At 63.7% G+C, this 17,050-nt stretch carries 14 protein-coding genes; 10 read left to right on the top strand and 4 right to left on the bottom strand.

The genetic code is table 11. From position 1 onward, the window contains the following. Window positions 1–54: 54 nt before the first annotated feature. Window positions 55–738, top strand: a complete 684-nt coding sequence (locus ACFVVC_RS16685; protein WP_387455648.1) for a hypothetical protein — start codon at window positions 55–57, stop codon at window positions 736–738. A gap of 46 nt (window positions 739–784) precedes the next feature. Here ACFVVC_RS16685 and disA read toward each other — a convergent pair whose 3' ends face one another. The 3 genes from disA to ACFVVC_RS16670 all read right to left on the bottom strand — a co-directional run bounded on the left by disA (window position 785) and on the right by ACFVVC_RS16670 (window position 2,893). Then, complete coding sequence (gene disA / locus ACFVVC_RS16680) at window positions 785–1,861, bottom strand: DNA integrity scanning diadenylate cyclase DisA (protein WP_018763186.1); 1,077 nt, start codon at window positions 1,859–1,861, stop codon at window positions 785–787. Between the two features lie 245 nt (window positions 1,862–2,106). Next, window positions 2,107–2,610: a 2'-5' RNA ligase family protein gene (locus ACFVVC_RS16675; protein ID WP_387455644.1), complete on the bottom strand. Its 504-nt coding sequence runs from the start codon at window positions 2,608–2,610 to the stop codon at window positions 2,107–2,109. A 40-nt stretch (window positions 2,611–2,650) separates the two neighbouring features. Then, window positions 2,651–2,893, bottom strand: coding sequence for a hypothetical protein (locus ACFVVC_RS16670; protein WP_387455641.1), 243 nt, complete (start codon window positions 2,891–2,893; stop codon window positions 2,651–2,653). A 195-nt stretch (window positions 2,894–3,088) separates the two neighbouring features. Between ACFVVC_RS16670 and ACFVVC_RS16665 the strand changes: the two genes are divergently transcribed. Both ACFVVC_RS16665 and ACFVVC_RS16660 read left to right on the top strand, forming a co-directional pair. Beyond that, window positions 3,089–4,702, top strand: coding sequence for a peptide chain release factor 3 (locus tag ACFVVC_RS16665; RefSeq protein WP_285246791.1), 1,614 nt, complete (start codon window positions 3,089–3,091; stop codon window positions 4,700–4,702). Window positions 4,703–4,721: 19 nt separating this feature from the next. Further along, window positions 4,722–5,948, top strand: a complete 1,227-nt coding sequence (locus ACFVVC_RS16660) for a beta-ketoacyl-[acyl-carrier-protein] synthase family protein (protein ID WP_387455637.1) — start codon at window positions 4,722–4,724, stop codon at window positions 5,946–5,948. 220 nt (window positions 5,949–6,168) lie between these two features. Here ACFVVC_RS16660 and ACFVVC_RS16655 read toward each other — a convergent pair whose 3' ends face one another. After that, window positions 6,169–6,810 (bottom strand): TetR/AcrR family transcriptional regulator, encoded by a 642-nt coding sequence (locus ACFVVC_RS16655; protein WP_387455634.1) that lies wholly within the window; start codon window positions 6,808–6,810, stop codon window positions 6,169–6,171. 184 nt (window positions 6,811–6,994) lie between these two features. Between ACFVVC_RS16655 and ACFVVC_RS16650 the strand changes: the two genes are divergently transcribed. The 7 genes from ACFVVC_RS16650 to ACFVVC_RS16620 all read left to right on the top strand — a co-directional run bounded on the left by ACFVVC_RS16650 (window position 6,995) and on the right by ACFVVC_RS16620 (window position 17,049). Further along, complete coding sequence (locus ACFVVC_RS16650) at window positions 6,995–8,350, top strand: MFS transporter (RefSeq protein ID WP_387455631.1); 1,356 nt, start codon at window positions 6,995–6,997, stop codon at window positions 8,348–8,350. A 30-nt stretch (window positions 8,351–8,380) separates the two neighbouring features. Continuing rightward, window positions 8,381–11,053 (top strand): family 78 glycoside hydrolase catalytic domain, encoded by a 2,673-nt coding sequence (locus tag ACFVVC_RS16645; RefSeq protein ID WP_387455628.1) that lies wholly within the window; start codon window positions 8,381–8,383, stop codon window positions 11,051–11,053. A gap of 51 nt (window positions 11,054–11,104) precedes the next feature. Beyond that, complete coding sequence (locus tag ACFVVC_RS16640) at window positions 11,105–12,337, top strand: glycoside hydrolase family 1 protein (protein ID WP_387455625.1); 1,233 nt, start codon at window positions 11,105–11,107, stop codon at window positions 12,335–12,337. Continuing rightward, window positions 12,334–13,155, top strand: coding sequence for an SDR family NAD(P)-dependent oxidoreductase (locus ACFVVC_RS16635; RefSeq protein WP_387455622.1), 822 nt, complete (start codon window positions 12,334–12,336; stop codon window positions 13,153–13,155). Before ACFVVC_RS16640 ends, ACFVVC_RS16635 begins: the two co-directional genes overlap by 4 nt. 128 nt (window positions 13,156–13,283) lie before the next feature. Beyond that, on the top strand, window positions 13,284–14,345 hold the full coding sequence (locus tag ACFVVC_RS16630) for a LacI family DNA-binding transcriptional regulator (protein WP_387455619.1): 1,062 nt from the start codon (window positions 13,284–13,286) through the stop codon (window positions 14,343–14,345). A gap of 134 nt (window positions 14,346–14,479) precedes the next feature. Next, entirely contained in the window at window positions 14,480–15,133 is a 654-nt protein-coding gene (locus tag ACFVVC_RS16625) for a TetR/AcrR family transcriptional regulator (RefSeq protein ID WP_387455616.1), read from the top strand. Between the two features lie 356 nt (window positions 15,134–15,489). After that, a complete protein-coding gene (locus tag ACFVVC_RS16620) occupies window positions 15,490–17,049 on the top strand; it encodes an ABC transporter substrate-binding protein (protein ID WP_387455613.1) in 1,560 nt (519 codons plus the stop codon). Window position 17,050: the final 1 nt, after the last annotated feature.

The following is a 17,050-nucleotide window of genomic DNA, read 5'->3' as shown; positions in this document are numbered from 1 at the left end:
GGCCCGGCGGCGTGGTGGCGGTGCAGAACCTGGGGCGTTCCCTAGCCTAGGAGGATGGGCAGGCAAGGCAATTCATCAGCACGCGGCACGGCATCCGGTTCCAGCACCGTCCGGAAGCCGGGCCCGGCCGTGTACCGTCGCCGCCGGCTGGTAGCCGGCGGCGCCCTGCTCCTGGTGATCGCCCTGGTGGTGGGCGGCTTCGCCTTGGCCGCTGCCTTCAAGGGCGGCTCCCAGCAGGCTTCGTCCACCCAACCTTCCGCCGCTGATCCGGCGGCTTCCCCGACGCCGTCCGCCGCCCCGCCCGCGACGCCTTCCACCGCGCCGTCGCCCACTGCCGCGGCCACACCCACATGCAACCAGAACCTGGTGACGGTGACTGCCTCCACGGACAAGGCCTCCTACGGCGCGGGAGAAAACCCGATGCTTACGCTGAAGGTCACCAACGGCGGAACCGTGCCTTGCGAAGTGAACATCGGAACCTCGCAAATGGAGTTCCTGGTGACCAGCGGCTCGGACCGGATCTTCTCCTCCAAGGACTGCCAGGCGTCAAGCGAGGACCTGGAGAAGGTCATTGCCCCGGGCGCCAGCGAAACAGCCAACTTCCCGTGGGGCCGGAACCGCAGCGCCGATGGCTGCAAGCCCGTCTCGGCAGCACCCGGCGGTGGCGGGGCGTACTACATCTTCACCGCGAAACTGGGCTCGCGGGCCAGCCCGAAGGCCGTGTTCCAACTGAACTGAGGCTCCCCCTTGCATCGATGGCTGAGCACCGGTGCCGGGTTGGGGATCAGAGGAAACGGTCCAGGAGGCTGGCTTCGGCCATCCGGCTGAGGCCCTCGCGGACGGTGCGGGCGCGCTGGTCACCGATGCCGTCCACGGTCATCAGGTCATCAATGGTGGCGGCCATCAGGAACTGCAGGCCGCCGAAATGGTCCACCAGGCGGTCGGCCACGGCCTTGGGAACTGCCTTCAGGCCGGACAGCAGCCGGTAGCCGCGCGGCTGCACGACGGCATCGAGGTTGGCCTCGCCGCCGGCGAATCCCACGATCGCCGAAATCTTGCCCAGGTCGATCAATTCCGTAGGCCCCAGGTTCACCAGTTCGCTGACGGCCTTCTCGATGTCCTCCGCGGAGGCGTTGGGGCTGGCGTAGTCGCGGATGATCACGTCGCTGCCGGGGCCCCGGCCCACGGTGAGCTCGTCGAGTTGGAGGGACAGAAGCCTGCCGTCCTCACCGAGTTCCAGGACATACTGGGAGATTTCCTCGGAGATGCGGCGGACCATCTCCTGCCGCTGCAAGGTCACAGCTACATCCCGGACCGTCACCATGGCCTCGATTTCCAGGGCCGAGAGGGAACTGGTGACCTGGTCCAGCCGGGCGCGGTAGCGCTCAAGGGTGGCAAGGGCCTGGTTGGCGCGGGCCAGGACGTTTTCGGAACCCTCCAGGACGTGCCGGAGACCGTTGACGTAGAGGGCGATGATCTGCATTGACTGGCTCACTGAGATCACGGGGACGCCGGTTTGCTTGGCCACCCGCTCCGCCGTGCGGTGGCGGGTACCGGATTCCTGCGTCTCAATGCTTGAGTCCGGGACCAGCTGGACGGCTGCCCGCAGGATGTTGCCGGCGTCCTTGTCGCAGATGATGGCGCCGTCCATCTTGGCCAGCTCGCGCAGCCGGGTGGGGGAGAATTCGATGCCGATATCGAAGCCGCCGGAGCAGATGGAGTCAATGGTCCGGTCGGAGCCCAGGACGATCAGCGCACCGGTACGCCCGCGGAGGATGCGTTCCAGGCCGTCGCGGAGGGGCGTTCCGGGGGCCACCCTGCCCAGAGTGGCCCGCAGGGATTCTTCGGGGCTCCGCGCCATAGGTGTTTCCCTTCAAAGGTGCGGACCGCCGGCCGCGGGAATGCCGGCATCCGCAGTTGGCCGGCAGGATCAAAAAGTGCGCTGATTCCCGCAAGCTCAATGATAGGGGTAAGAAACGCCACTTCCGCACGGGCAAGCCCCAAAGTGCCTCATTAGGGGGTGCGCGGAACACCTGGGAAAGTCCCCGTTGGGGCCGCGCCCGGGAGGGCATTTTCCCGCCCGTTGGGACCGGGCCCAGGCCCTGCTCAGGAGGATCCGTTGGCCAGGGGCGTCACGGTCCTTGTGCTCCCGTCCCAGAGCCTGGCACCGGTGCACCGGCCCTCGACCCGCAGGTCCAGCAGGTCCATCGCTGTTCCGAGTTGAGGTCCGGCGATGCGGCGGGCAATGGTGACGTGCGGCGTCCAGGCTCCCGGACGCGTCAGCGGAAGCGCCCCGGACACCTCCCGGTGCAGCGCACGGTGCAGGTCCAGCAGGGCGGGATCCAGCAGGACCGACCGGGCCAGGACGTACTTCCCCGTACCCGCAGGGAAAATGATCGCCCCGGAGAACGTCACGTCCAGGGGCAGCTGGTCCCAGGGCCCATCCGGACCGGCCTCCAGCTCTGCGCCTGCCGCCAGGGTGATGTGCGGGCTGTTGCTGGGCGAGGTGTGCGCCGCCAGGCTGGGGAGGCCGGCGGCCGCAAGCCGTGCCCAGTCGGCCCTGACCAGGGAATCGGTGGGGTCATCGAAGACCAGCTCGATGCTGCGCATGAACACATCATGCCGTTCCCGCGGCACGATGGCGGGAACTTCAGCGTTTACGCTCCCTGAGCATCCGCTCCAGATCACGGCTGACTTTGGAGAGGGAAGCTGCCCGCAGCGCCTTGTGTTCGGCGGCCGACTGGATCCCGCGCTTCCGCGCCGCCCCGGGGTGCCTGGCGGGAGCCGGGTCGGCAGTTCCGGCGGTGGCCAGGCCTGCCGCGAGGTTGTTGCCGAGGTTTGTTGCCAGCGGATCGAAGAAGAGGTTGCCGGAGAAGGTGGGAGCGTGCATCATCCGGCCAAGCTAGCCGGTACGCATTTCGTGGCCTTGAACGCCCGGTTTCGCACTCGTTAAGCGGAACGGCTCCCGTTTGCGGCCCTGCGATAAACTTGTACTTTGGCCGCTTGCCAATGACATTCCCCGCCCTCGAGCCGCAGCGCACTACCCGACAGGCCCCTGGGCAGCCACAACCGCAGCGAAAGTAGCACCGTGTCCCAAGATGTCCTGACCCCCGCCCGGATCTCCGAGATTCACAAGGAAGCAGGCCGCCGCAGGACCTTCGCCGTCATTTCCCACCCGGACGCCGGCAAGTCCACGCTCACCGAAGCCCTGGCCCTGCACGCAAAGGTGATCGGCACGGCCGGCGCCTCCAGCGGCAAGGCCAACCGCAGGGAAACGGTCTCGGACTGGATGCAGATGGAAAAGGACCGCGGTATCTCCATCAGCTCTGCGGCACTGCAGTTCTCCTACCGGGATACCGTCATCAACCTGCTGGACACCCCCGGCCACGCCGACTTCTCCGAGGACACCTACCGCGTGCTCGCCGCCGTCGACTGCGCCGTGATGCTGGTGGACGCCGCCAAGGGCCTGGAAACCCAGACCATGAAGCTCTTCGAGGTCTGCAAGCAGCGCAACCTGCCCATCATCACCGTGATCAACAAGTGGGACCGGCCAGGCCTGGATGCCTTGGCGCTGATGGATGAAATCACCGAACGCACCGGCCTGCAGCCCATGCCGCTGACCTGGGCCGTGGGCATCTCGGGCGATTTCCGCGGCGTCTGGGACCTCCGCAACGACCGCTTCGCCCGGTTCCAGCGCAACAACGCCGGCGCGCAGATCGCCATCACGGAGTACTTCACTCCCGAGGAAGCCGCCGAAAACCAGGGCAGCAACTGGTCCGACGCCGTGGACGAGGCCGGGCTGGTCATCGAGTCCAACCTCGAGTTCGACGTTGACGCCTTCCACGCCGGCAAGGCCACCCCCATCCTGTTCAGCTCGGCCGCACTCAACTTCGGCGTCAAGGAACTGCTGGACGCCCTGGTGGACTTCGCCCCGCCCGCAGCTCCCCGGCCGGACATCGACGGCAACCCCCGCGCGGTGGAAGCACCGTTCTCCGGCTTCGTGTTCAAGGTCCAGGCCGGCATGAACAAGGCGCACCGCGACCATGTGGCCTTCATCCGCGTCTGCTCCGGCGTCTTCGAACGCGGCATGGTGGTCACCCAGACCCGCACCGGCAAATCCTTCGCCACCAAGTACGCGCAGCAGGTCTTTGGCCGCGAACGCGAGGTAATCGACGAGGCCTACCCCGGGGACGTGGTTGGCCTGGTCAACGCTTCCTCGCTGCGGGTGGGCGACAGCCTGTTCCTCGAGGAAGCGGTGGAATACCCGGCCATCCCGCTGTTCGCCCCGGAACACTTCCAGGTGGCGCGGTCCAAGGATCCCAGCAAGTTCAAGCAGTTCCGCCGCGGCATCGAACAGCTCGAGCATGAGGGCGTCATCCAGCTGCTCCGCTCCGACCTCCGCGGCGACCAGGCGCCGGTGCTCGCCGCCGTCGGACCCATGCAGTTCGAGGTGGTGGAGGACCGCATGGCCCACGACTTCAGCGCCCCCATGCGCCTGGAGCGCCTGCCGTACTCCCTGGCCAGGATTTCGACGGCGGACGCCATGCCTGCCCTGGCCAACGTACCCGGCGCGGAGGTGCTCCTGCGGTCCGACGGCGAATACCTCGCTTTGTTCAACGACGTCTGGGCGCTGCGGCGGATCGAGAAGAACCATCCAGACCTGACGCTCGTGCCCATCGGCACGCACAACCCGGCGAAGTAGGGCGGCTCCGTTGCCTGACATGCCTGTACAACCACGCGTCCTGGTCACCGGCGCCGGAACCATCAACCCGCTCGGGTCCACCGTCAAGGAGACCTGGGAGGCCCTGCTGGACGGGCGCTCCGGGATTGCGGAGCTGACCCAGGACTGGGCGGAACAGTTGCCGGTCAGGATCGCGGGGCAGGTCGCGGCGGACCTTTCGGAGCACCTGGGCACCCGTGAAATGAAGCGGATGGACCGCTGCGGCCAGCTGGCCCTGGTCGCGGCGCGGGAAGCCTGGACGCAGGCCGGTGCCCCGGACGTGGACCCCGAGCGGTTCGCCGTGGTGATCGGCTCTGCCTATGGCGGCCTCGGCTCCACCATCGAGCAGGACCGCGCGCTGGGCCGGTCCGGCCCGCGCAAGGTGTCCCCGCACACCCTCACCCGGCTGATGGTCAACGGCCCCGCCGCCTGGGTGTCCATCGACCTTGGTGCCCGTGGTGGCGCCCGGACCCCCGTCAGCGCCTGCGCGTCCGGGGCTGAGGCGATTGTCCAGGCCGCCGAAATGATCCGCGCGGGTGCGGCCGACGTCGTGATTGCCGGCGGGGTGGACGCCTCGGTGAACGACCTCGTGATCAGCGGCTTTTCGCAGATCCGTGCCCTGTCCACGCGCACCGGCGATCCGCAGCGCGCCTCCCGCCCGTTCGACGGCGGCAGGGACGGCTTTGTGCTGGCCGAAGGCGCCGCTGTGGTGGTGCTGGAGAGCGAGGCACACGCACGGGCGCGCGGTGCCACCGTGCTGGGTGCCGTTGCCGGCGGCGCCGTGACCTCCGACGCCAACGACATCGTGGCCGCGGACCCGGCCATGCAGCGGCGGGTCATGCAGAAGGCGCTGGACTCTGCGGGCATGCTGCCGCAGGACATCGGGTTCGTCCATGCGCATGCCACCTCCACTCCCGTTGGCGACCGGCTTGAAGGCCAGGCCATCAACGCCGTTTTCGGCGCCGATGTGCCGGTCACCTCCACCAAGGGGCACACCGGCCACTTGCTGGGCGGCGCCGGTGCGCTTGCCGCCGTCGTGGTCATCGAAGCCCTGCGGACCGGCCAGGTGCCGGGAACGCTGAACGTGGAGGCGAAGGACCCCGAAGTCGACCTTAACGTGGTCACCGAAGGCACCCACCGGCTTCCGCCGGGATTTGCCCCGGCAGGGTTGGTGAATGCCTTCGGTTTTGGCGGCCACAGCGTGGCCCTGGTGATAACGGGCGCGTAGGTTACGCGCCCAGCGCGGCCGCCTCTTCGGCGGGCGCAACCTCGCCGTTGATGATCGTCAAGGCATCCTACGGTGCTCAAGGTCAGCCCACCCGCACCTCTTGCCCGCCCGTCCGTTTAGAGCGCAAGCCAACCTGTCACACGAAGCCTTGCTGACTTCCAGAAGTGGGGGGCGTACACCCGTCTACTGCGAGTCTGAATATTTACCGAGTATCCCTGGATCAACTGGACGCACTTTGGGTTTGCTCTGGTGACGCGATGAACTGCATGAGGGTGTCCATAAGGTGAAGTGTCGGCCGTTGGGGGTCGAGGAGGAACTGTATCCGGAGGCCGTCGACCATGGCCATCACCATGGTTACCTTGTCGTCCGCGCTGAGTTCCTTACTGTCCTGGGTGGTGGCGAGTCTCTTGCTTGTGAAGTGTTGTCGCATGCGTTCCCGTCGGGCGACAAAAAAATCGTGGGCGGGGTGGCTTGGATTTGTTGCAGCGATGGTGATGGCGAGCCAGTTCCGCAGGTGTTCAGGATTGGCAAATTCCTCCTGAAGGATGTTGCTCATGACCTTTTCCTTGGGGACTTTTGATTCGAGGATGCGTCGGGCGAGCTCCTCGTCGTCGGCGTCGCGCTGGGCTAGGGCTGATAGGAGAAGATCGTCCTTGGTGGGGAAGTGGCGGAGCAATGCGGCGTGGGTCAGGTTTGCCCGGCCGGCGATATCCCTGAGGGAAGCCCGCTCGTAGCCGTGCTCGGCGAAGCTGGCGGAAGCGGCCCTGACGATCTCCGCCCGGCGGGCAGGAGTTGATGCGTAGGGCCCGCGGCGTCGTGGGCCGGCCTTTTCTCCGGCTTGTTGCTCTGCGGTGGTGGTCACGGTGCGGGTCTCTTTTCTGTGGCTGGTCTTTTCTTCCCGGGGGCTATTGCCAATTGTAACCACCGTGACTACTATTTATCGAAGAATAACCACGATGGTTACTATTTACTTGGCTTTCGACGCTGCTGTCGTCCGGGACCTGCGCTGCAGCAGGGCTGGAAGCCATTCGATTAAGGAGTCATAGGTGACTACGAACGACCACGAGGCTTCTGGCCTCGCTGGCGGCATCGCGGCCGCTCAACCGGTGCCCGACAGCCAAAATCCGGGCGAAGCTTCCGACAGTTTTTTGACCGTGCCCGAGGAACCCCAAACACCAGTGAGCAGGAGTTATATTCTCTGGCTGATGCTTGCCAGCTTTGGGGCATCTATCGCCATGATGGTCCCGCTCTCGTACGGCATCGCAGTGCGGATCAGCGAACTGGCCCCCGGCCACGAAGAGGTTCTTGGGTACATCACCGGCACGGCCCAGCTGATCTATCTGGTGATCAGCCCGATGGTGGGTATCTGGAGCGATCGTATGCGGTCCGGCCTTGGCCGCCGCACCCCGTTCATATTCCTCGGCACAGGGATCGGCTTGGCAGGGCTGGTGGTGATGGGGCTGGCTCCCGATCTGCTGATCGTGGGAGCGGGCTGGGTGCTGGGCATGTCCGGTTGGTCGATTTCAGGCGCGGCTATCCAGAACCTGATGGCTGACAAGTTGCCGGACCAGCAGCGCGGGCGGGTTTCAGCGCTGACATCGCTTATGACTCAGAGCGCGCCCGTCCTGGGCATCGGGGTGGCTTACGCGGTCTCGTCAAACACCCTGCTGGTCTTCGTCCTCCCTGGCGTGATCGGCGCCGTGCTGCTGGCCTTGCTTCCGGTCATCAAGCCGGAGGGCAGCTCCAGGGACCTTGCCGTTACCTCCCGGGTCACTGCAAAGTCGGTGGTTGCTGGTTACGGCTTCAACGTGAGCAAGTACCCGGACTTCGCGTGGAACTGGCTGGGCCGTTTCGTGTTCTTCATCGGGCTGTACTTTAACACCACGTTCGGCACGTTCTTCTATGCCCAGCGGCTCAACCTGCCGGTGCGGGAAGTAGCCGGGGTAGTCGCGACCATCGGTATGCTCGGCGTCGTGGCGGCCGCAGCGGGCGCGCTCTTGGGCGGGTTCCTGTCCGATAAGCTACGGCGCCGCCGCCTGTTCGTGATGATCGCCGCGCTGCTTTTTGTAGGCGGTGCGCTGGCTGAGGCAACTGCGTGGTCCTTGCCCCAGCTCATCGTCGGTGCCGTGCTGATGCAGACGGCTATCGCCGTCTTCGCGACAGTTGATCAGGCGATCATTTTCGCGATCCTGCCGAACCGCAGCGAAACCGGGCGGTACATGGCAGTGGTGGCCTTCGCGCAGAAGATTCCGAGCGCGGTAGCTCCACTCATCGCGTCCCTGCTTATTACTATCGGCGCCACGGGTGCGGAGAAAAACTACACGCTCCTGTACCTCACTGGCGCCGTCTTGGCCCTGCTGGGCGGTACCGTGATCGCGCTCAAGGTCAAAGCAGTCCGCTAAGACGCCATTACAAAGGAAGAAGGACCACCCATGGGCGGAACGCCCTACGATCTGGCCGTCGACAGCGGCGGGGACCAGTTCCCTGTCACGGGGCCCGCCCCCAGGCTGTCCTGGAAGGTACCAGCGGATTCTACGGCTTCTTATGAACTCGAAGCGACCATCGACGGGGTACTTCAGCCCGCGGCGACGACGGATCAGCGCCTGTACGTGCCCTGGCCGTGGCCTGCCCTGAGCAGTCGGCAGCGGGTCCAGTGGCGGGTCCGGGCCCGAACCTCGGGCGACTGGTCCGCGTGGTCCGCTTTCGAAGCCGGGCTCCTGGCCGCGGACTGGACCGCCGCCTGGATTTCCCCGGTCGAGCCGGAGGACCCGGGCTACGGCCGCCGGCCCGCCTACCTCCTCACCACCCATTTCGAGCTGGCGGCTGCCGTGACGTCTGCCCGGCTCTACGCCACGGCACTCGGCGTCTACACGGCGGCGCTCAATGGCGAACGGGTGGGTACAGCGGAACTGTCCCCAGGGTCGACGTCGTATGACCGTACGCTCTACGCGCAGGCTTTCGACGTAACATCCTTCCTCCTGTCAGGACACAACCGGGTGGATCTTGAATTGTCCGACGGCTGGTACCGCGGCCAGGTGGGCGCGTTCCGGCTGCCCGCCGGCTGGGGAACCACCTTGGGAGCACGTGTAGAACTGCACATCGAACTCGGCGACGGAACCCGCCGGGTCATCCGCACCGACGACACGTGGACGAGCGCCCCCTCTACCACCACCCGTGCCGACCTGATGGACGGGCAAAGCATTGACTTCGGGAAAGCCGCCTTGGCAACGACGACAGTACTCGTGGACCAGGTCGAGGCGCCGCCCATCGACTGGTCGCCCGCGCCACCTGTGCGTGTCATTGATTCCCGTCCGCCGGAAAACGTGCATGAAATCAGGCCGGGTGTGTGGGTGGCGGACTTCGGCCAGAACGCATCCGGGTGGATCCGGCTGACGGACCTCGGATCAGAAGGCACATGCACGGTGATCGAGTACGGCGAACACCTTGGCCCGGACGGGGACCTCTCAACCTCCCACCTCGATTCCCACCGGCCGGGCGAGCCGCCCAGGATCTTCTCCCAACGTGATGAAGTGACAGCAGGACCTGTTCCCGCAGTCTTCGAACCGCGCCACACGGTCCACGGCTTCCAGTACACCCGCATCAGCCGCGACGGGGCTCCCTTGGACCCCTCGGCGCTGACCATGCAGGTGGTCCATACCGACCTTCGCCGTACCGGAGAATTCTGGTGCAGCGATCAGGACCTGAACCGCCTGCACAGGATGGGCGAATGGAGCTTCCTCGGGAACGCGGTGGACGTGCCCACCGACTGCCCCACCCGGGAACGGTTGGCCTGGACCGGTGACTACCAAGTATTCGTCTCCACAGCCACACGGCTTCGGGACGTGCACGGCTTCAGCCGGAAATGGCTCAAGTCGGTCCGCGATGACCAGCTCGAGGACGGCCGGGTCGCCAACTTTTCCCCCGACGGGCGCCGCATCAAAAACAACCTGGATGACCAGTTCGCGATGATGACCGGATCTGCCGGCTGGGGCGACGCGATTGTCGCAGTTCCCTGGGCGCTCTACGAGGAGTACGCCGATGAGGCGGTCCTCGCCGAGAACTGGGACGCCATGGACCGATGGGTCCAATGGGCCCTCGAGAAAGCCCGCACCACCCGCCACCACGCCCGCTCCCACGTCACACCCGAGCCGGAACCCTTCGAAGAGTACCTTTGGGACGGCACCTTCCACTGGGGCGAATGGACCGAGCCGAAAAAGCGCGACGCCGATGGGAAACTGATCGACCCCGTCCAGGACAACCCGATGGCCTGGTTCATGGAAGACAAGGGCGAGGTGGGTACGGCATACCTCTACCGTTCGGCGGCAACACTTTCCCGGACCGCGCACGTCTTGGGACGCACGGAAGATGCAGCACAGTACGCGGACATCGCGGAGTCCGTCCGGCAGGCGTGGCAGGACGCCTATCTTCGCGCGGATGGAAACACCGCCACGGACAGCCAGGCCAGCTACGTCCGGGCGCTCTCATTCGGCCTCCTGCCGGACGAAGCCCGCGGGCCAGCCACCGACCGGCTCGTCGAGCTGATCCGGTCCGAGGACGTGCATCTCGGAACCGGGTTCCTCTCCACGGGAGACCTCCTGCCGGTTCTCGTAGAGGCCGGCCGGGAGGACGTCGCCTACGAGCTGCTCCTGCAACGCAGCACACCGTCTTGGCTGAACATGGTGGACAAAGGCGCCACCACCATCTGGGAATCCTGGGAAGGAATAGATGAAGACGGTAACGCCCACGAGTCCCTGAACCATTACAGCAAAGGCACAGTGCTCCGGTTCCTTCACGAATTCACGCTCGGCCTGCGACAGGATCAGGGGTCGGTGGGCTGGCGCTCCATTGTCATCGCTCCAACCCCCGGGCCGGGACTTACCTGGGCGCGCGGGTCGCACGAGACGCCCAACGGGAGCATCAAGGTTCACTGGCAGCTCGATGGTGAAGAACTAGGGATCGACGCCGACATACCTGCCGACACTACGGCCCGCATCGTCTTCCCTGACGGCGCCGAATATGCCGCTGGTCCCGGCAGGTTCCGCGCGACCGGCGCCCTCGCACAAACAAACACGGCAGACCCACACCGCTCAGCGGCACCAGTTTAGGAAACCTGCCCGTCCTGGGCGCCACGACAAATACTCAGATCAGAGGATGACATGACTACTTTCCCCGAAGGCTTCCTGTGGGGCGCCGCAACTGCCGGCCACCAGATTGAAGGCAACAACGTCAACAGCGATTGGTGGGCCCGCGAACTGACCATGCCCGGCATGGAGCTCTCCGGCGACGCCTGCGACAGCTACCACCGTTACCGGGAGGACATTGACCTCCTGGCCGACGCCGGCCTGACTTCTTACCGGTTCAGCCTTGAATGGGCCCGGATCGAACCAGTCCCCGGGCGCTTTTCCACGGCGGAGCTGGCACACTACCGCCGCATCATCGAGTACTGCTTCGAACGAAACATCACCCCTGTCGTCACCCTGCAACACTTCACCACGCCGCAGTGGTTTGCCAATGACGGCGGCTGGTTGGCTCCGGATGCGTCCGAAAAGTTCCAGCGGTATGTCACAGCCACCACAGATATCCTCGAAGGTGTTGAGTGGGTCGCCACGATGAACGAGCCGAACATGCAGGCGGCCATCATGACGGCCATGCGCCGCATGCAGCAGAATCAGGGTGCCCAGTGGCAGAGCCCCACCGTGGAAGGAGAGGGGGAGCAAAAAAAGACCCACAGCGAATTCCTCACCTATGCCGACCCGGAAATTGGGCGTACCTTCACTGCCATCCACCACGCCGCCCGGGACATCGTGCGCGCACGCACCAACGCGAAGGTCGGATGGACCATCGCCGCCGGAGCCCTTACCCCTGCCTCCGGCGGGGAGGAGAAGCTCCTTGAAATCCGGTACGGCAAAGAGGACGTCTACTGGGAAGGGAGCCGAGGCGACGACTTCGTCGGCGTCCAGGCCTACTCCAGCCAGGAAGTAGACGCCCACGGCCTCGTCCCGCACCCGCCCCACCCCGACAACACACTCGTCGGCACCGCCTACCGCCCCGACGCCCTCAGCATGGCCGTCCGCCACGCATGGGACATCACCGGAGGTGTTCCGGTCCTGATCACGGAGAACGGCATCGCCACCGCTGATGACGAACAAAGGATCCGCTACACCATGGAGGCGCTTGTTGGCCTCCACGAAACCATGGCTGAGGGCATCGACGTGCGCGGTTACCTGCACTGGTCACTCCTGGACAACTTCGAGTGGGGACACTGGGAGCCCACGTTTGGTCTCATCGCCGTCGACAGGGGCACCTTCGCCCGCACCCCAAAGCCCAGCCTCGCCTGGCTCGGAGGCGTCGCCCAACACAACGCACTGGACGCCGAGGTCCGTTCATGAGAACTGCTTTCGCCGACGTCTCCGCCGCACCACTGACTGACCTCCTGTCCCTGGCCGGCCGGCACGCGGTCGTCACGGGCGGGGCTCAAGGGCTCGGCAAGGCCATCGCATTCCGGCTTGCAGAGGCAGGCGCCAGTGTTCTCATCGGCGACATCAACGCGGACCGGGCACAAGCAACAGCGGACGATATAGCTGCACGTTTCCCGGTGCGTGCATTGGGAGTGGCAATGGACGTCACCGACGCCGACTCGGTCCGAGCCGCCGCTGCTACGGCGTCCGAAGAATACGGTGGCATCGACATCTGGGTGAACAACGCCGGCATCTTTCCCAGTGTTCCGGTACTGCAGACATCGGACGGCACCTGGGAGCAGGTCTTCGCCGTGAACACCCGCGGCGTCTTCAACGGATCCCGCGAAGCCGCACGCCAGATGGCCGGGGGCAAACGAGGCGGGGTGATCATTAACATTGTTTCCACCGCCGGCTTTACAGGCACAGCTCCCGGGCTCTCCGCCTATGTGGGCTCCAAGCATGCCGTCCGCGGAATGACGAAGCAGATGGCACTCGAATTCGCGCCCCTCGGAATTCGCGTGCTCGGAGTCGCCCCCACTTTCGTGCCCACCGAGGGCAACATGGCCGCGGTGGCTGCGCACACGCCCGCTGAAGAATCCGACCGTGCTGTGGCGGTGATGACCAACAACCTCATCGGACGAATCGGAACCCCCGACGATATCGCACGCGTGGTGCTCTTCTGCGCAAGCGACATGTCCACCATCATGACCGGAAGCACTCTCCTCGTAGACGCAGGACAGACGATCTGATCAGCAGAGGACACTTGGAGAAGAAATTGAATGACAAGAATTCTGCCTTGAAGCCGGGTTATCCCCTGAAACGTGGCTCAATTGTTTAGCGTTCGTCAACTGCGACAATCAGCACAGAGTTAAGCTCCGTGAGCGCTGACGCCGCACCTGGGGAAGTTCTTTCGAGTGGAAGCAGATTCAAGGAAAAGGAGGGTGAGAAAAAGAAGTCAGTTACCATTTACGACATTGCAAAAGTTGCCGGCGTTAATCCTTCAACGGTTTCCCGAGCACTCAACAAACCCGGAAGGGTGAGTGCGAAGACTCAAAGGCTAGTCGAGGATGCGGTCGACAAATTTGACTTCCGCGCAAATCCATTTGCTCGCGCGCTTCAAACAGGGCAGACCAAAAACCTGGGATTGATCGTCGCGGACATCACCAACCCAACGTTCTTCGAAATTATCCGAGGTGCGGGAAGGTCAGCCGCACTGCGTGATTACACGCTGGTGCTTGCGGAATCATCTGAGTCAGGTGATGCAGAATTGACGGCAGCCCGCCGGATGCTCGGGACTGTCGATGGCCTCATCCTCGCCAGTCCCCGCATGGACGACGAGGACATCCGAATCCTGGCCGGTGACAAGCCGGTTGTGGTGATCCACCGGGAGATTCAGGGCATCCCGTGTGTCATTCCCGATGCGGCGAAGGGGATAAGCCAAGCTGTGCGTGCCCTGACCGCTCATGGGCACAAGAAGCTGGTGTACGTCGCCGGACCTCCCCGCTCCTGGATGTCAGACCGCCGGTGGGAGGGCATTCACGCTGCTTGTGAATGGTCGAGTTTGGTGGCCACACGGATGGATTCCACGGCGCCCACACTTGAAGGCGGACGTCGGGTAGCCCGGGCGGTAAGGGAAAGCGGTGCGACTGCCGTCATGACCTACAACGATCTTCTGGCCATAGGGTTGATGCAGGAGCTGCAGGCTGCGGGTGTCGAAGTGCCCGACGCCCTCAGCATTGTAGGCTTCGATGACATTTTTGGCGCTGACTTCACTACGCCATCCTTGACGACCATTCGCTCTCCCTTGGGCGAATGCGGTTCTCTGGCGGCCCGGCTCATGCTGGACCTTCTAGGCGGGTCTGAAAGCGAGACCCAAACACTCCTCGCCGAAACTGAGCTGGTCATGCGAGGCTCCACTGGGCGCCTCCTGACTGTCTAAGGTGGTCGAGTGTGTCACTCATACCCGAGCGGTGCTCAGTTTTAATATTCCAAAGGGGCCGCATTTTGGCTCAAGGGCATGAATTATCGGCCTCCACTATAGTGTATCGCTCGGTTTTGATCTAAAATTCAGTTATGGAGTCGACGACCGCACGTGCAAGAAAGACTTACGCCAAGACTGTTGAACGCCGGTCAGCCATTGCACGTGCCGCTCTCGATGTCGTTCTTGAGAAGGGGCACCGGGCCCTGACCACGTCAGAGGTTGCGTCCCGGGCAGGCATGAGTGAAACCGCAATGCTGTATCACTTCCCTACCCGTGATCACATCCTCGTTGCTGCCATGGAGTTGGCCGACCAGGATAGTCGGACGTTGCTCACACATGAGTTTCTGGGTAGTGAAGCCGAAAAGGATGAATGGCCTCCGAGGGCACTTGCAAGTCTTAGCTCTGAAGAGGTTGCAGTGACGCGGCTGTTCTTCGCGCTTAGCGCCGAGGCCGTGAATCCTGATCATCCGGCACGCGGGTTCCTAAAGGACCACCAGGAGCGAGCGGTCGCCGAGTTCGCAGGAGGTATCCAAAGACGGCAGCACGAAGGGTTGGCCTTGCCGGGGTTGGATCCTCAGGCTGCTGCCCGCAAAGTAGTGGCCGTGTGGAGCGGGTTGCGCATGCAATGGCTCATTAATCCATCCTTCGATGTGGCTTCGGAGGTCGCCCATGCGTTTAAGGCCATCACGGGGCAACAGGTAATGGAAGCACAGCGCAGAATTGCAGGGGTAATATCAGAACTCTAGTTCTTTATATTGACGGCATTAAACCTTAGCCGGCCGGCCATGCTGAGATAATCACTTTCTGAGGCATGCGGGCAATCGTAACTGCCCGTGTCGCAATTCCGCATAAATCTACATTGCTGCCTTGGGGCGCGTGAAATCCGCAGCCTCATGGGCCGCATTCGTGCGTCCAATCTCGGTCATTCAGCTGAATATTGATGGCGCGAAAAAACTTGCCGAATTTGAGGGCAGCCGGTTGTCTTTAATCACATTGAATGCTTTCATTGTGATGCTGCTCACCACAAAATGTTCTGTGGTGAATTTGCTCCCAAAATACCCACTGTCTTTACACCCCCCCAATGACAAAGGAGTCTCCCGACATGATTTCTGTCTTGTCCCGAGTGAAATCGCTGACACGTGCGGCTTCCGCCGCAACGGCTGTTGCTGCTCTGCTGGCGACCGCCGCCTGCTCCTCGCCCGCCACCGGCTCGGCCCAGCAGCAGGCACCGTCCCGTGACCAGGAGCTGAGCATTGCCGTGCAAGCACCGCCGGCATCCCTGGACCCATCGCAGCTTGCCGAAGGGCAGCAGTCCTACGTGTGGGCGTCGATTTTTGACACACTGCTGATGGTTGACAAAAACGGGAAAGTCCAGCCCAACGCGGCTGAAAGCTGGAAATACTCGGATGACCTGCGCACCTTGACCCTCAAACTTCGTGGCGATCTGAAGTTCAGTACTGGGGCTCCTGTCACTTCCAAAGACGTTATGGCCACTCTTGAACGCACCCGCACGACTCCTGGCCAGCAGCAATCCAAGCTTGCAAAAGTGACATCAGTTTCGGCGCCTGACGCATCAACAGTTGCTATTCAACTGTCATCTCCCGAGCCGTCCTTGTTGAACTACCTGGCTCAGGCTACGGGCGTTATCGGGGATTCTCAGTCGTTGTCCTCGGCAACATCGAAGCTTCGCCCGACCGGGTCGGGTCCCTACGTCTTGTCCGACGCCACAACTGACGGTACCGAGTACGTTATGGAGCGACGCGACGATTATTGGAACGCGGCAGCATTCCCTTTCAAAACGGTCAAGGTGAAGGTCATCGCGGACCGGACGGCGCAATACAACGCGCTCCAGGCAGGTGAGGTGAAAGCGGCTCTGATTCAGGCTCCGCAGCGGAAGCAAGCCGAAGGTGCCGGGTTCACGGTGAAAGAGGTGCAGGCAACTGCTGCCCTCGTTCTCGTCTTGGCTGACCGGAAGGGCGAACTCGTCCCGGCCTTGGCCAATGAAAAGGTCCGACAGGCCATCAACATGGCCTTTGACCGCGAGCAGATCGTAAAAGCACTGCTCAACGGGGTCGGCAAACCGACGATCCAGGTGTTCAACCCCAACGGGGACGCATACAACCCCGCACTCGAGGGCACCTACGGGTTCGATAAGGAGAAGGCGCGCAAACTTCTGGCAGAGGCCGGCTACCCGGACGGGTTCTCCATGACGATGCCCAGCACCGTCGTCTCGCAAAGCTTTGAACCCGTCATCACCCAGGCATTGGCAGATATCGGAATCAAGGTCACGTGGGAGCCCGTACCCCCGCAGAACACCGCTGCCTCCGTTGCCTCCAAAAAGTATCCGGCCGTGCTCTGGTTCGCGGGCCTCAACGAAGCGGGGCGCGAGGTCGGGGACATGTACACCCCGCAGGCCTTCCTGAACCCCTTCAAGTGGCAGGACCCTGAATTCGACAAGTTGCTCCAGGACGTCGCCAACGAGCCGAATGACGGCGCACGAGCGGACCTCTACAAAAAGGTCAGTGAATTTACGGTCAAGCACGCGTTGAACGCCCCGATTGCGTATGTAGGCACGCTCTGGGCGACCGCCCCCGGCGTCGACTTCCTCCCCTCGGTGGTTGTGCTGCCCACGGTCCGCGATTTCGCGGTATCCGGCCAGTAGC

Source organism: Pseudarthrobacter sp. NPDC058196 (genome assembly GCF_042882685.1).
Lineage (GTDB): Bacteria > Actinomycetota > Actinomycetes > Actinomycetales > Micrococcaceae > Arthrobacter.
The sequence above is the reverse complement of the archived record's forward strand: the minus strand, read 5'-3'. Positions and strand labels throughout refer to the sequence as shown.

Bases quoted from the DNA above. Each gene is read 5' to 3' on its own strand.
- ACFVVC_RS16675 (WP_387455644.1), bottom strand. From the start codon at position 2,610: ATGCGCAGCATCGAGCTGGTCTTCGATGACCCCACCGATTCCCTGGTC.
- ACFVVC_RS16625 (WP_387455616.1), top strand. From the start codon at position 14,480: ATGGAGTCGACGACCGCACGTGCAAGAAAGACTTACGCCAAGACTGTT.
- ACFVVC_RS16670 (WP_387455641.1), bottom strand. From the start codon at position 2,893: ATGATGCACGCTCCCACCTTCTCCGGCAACCTCTTCTTCGATCCGCTG.
- ACFVVC_RS16660 (WP_387455637.1), top strand. From the start codon at position 4,722: ATGCCTGTACAACCACGCGTCCTGGTCACCGGCGCCGGAACCATCAAC.
- ACFVVC_RS16635 (WP_387455622.1), top strand. From the start codon at position 12,334: ATGAGAACTGCTTTCGCCGACGTCTCCGCCGCACCACTGACTGACCTC.
- ACFVVC_RS16645 (WP_387455628.1), top strand. From the start codon at position 8,381: ATGGGCGGAACGCCCTACGATCTGGCCGTCGACAGCGGCGGGGACCAG.
- ACFVVC_RS16640 (WP_387455625.1), top strand. From the start codon at position 11,105: ATGACTACTTTCCCCGAAGGCTTCCTGTGGGGCGCCGCAACTGCCGGC.
- ACFVVC_RS16685 (WP_387455648.1), top strand. From the start codon at position 55: ATGGGCAGGCAAGGCAATTCATCAGCACGCGGCACGGCATCCGGTTCC.
- disA (WP_018763186.1), bottom strand. From the start codon at position 1,861: ATGGCGCGGAGCCCCGAAGAATCCCTGCGGGCCACTCTGGGCAGGGTG.
- ACFVVC_RS16620 (WP_387455613.1), top strand. From the start codon at position 15,490: ATGATTTCTGTCTTGTCCCGAGTGAAATCGCTGACACGTGCGGCTTCC.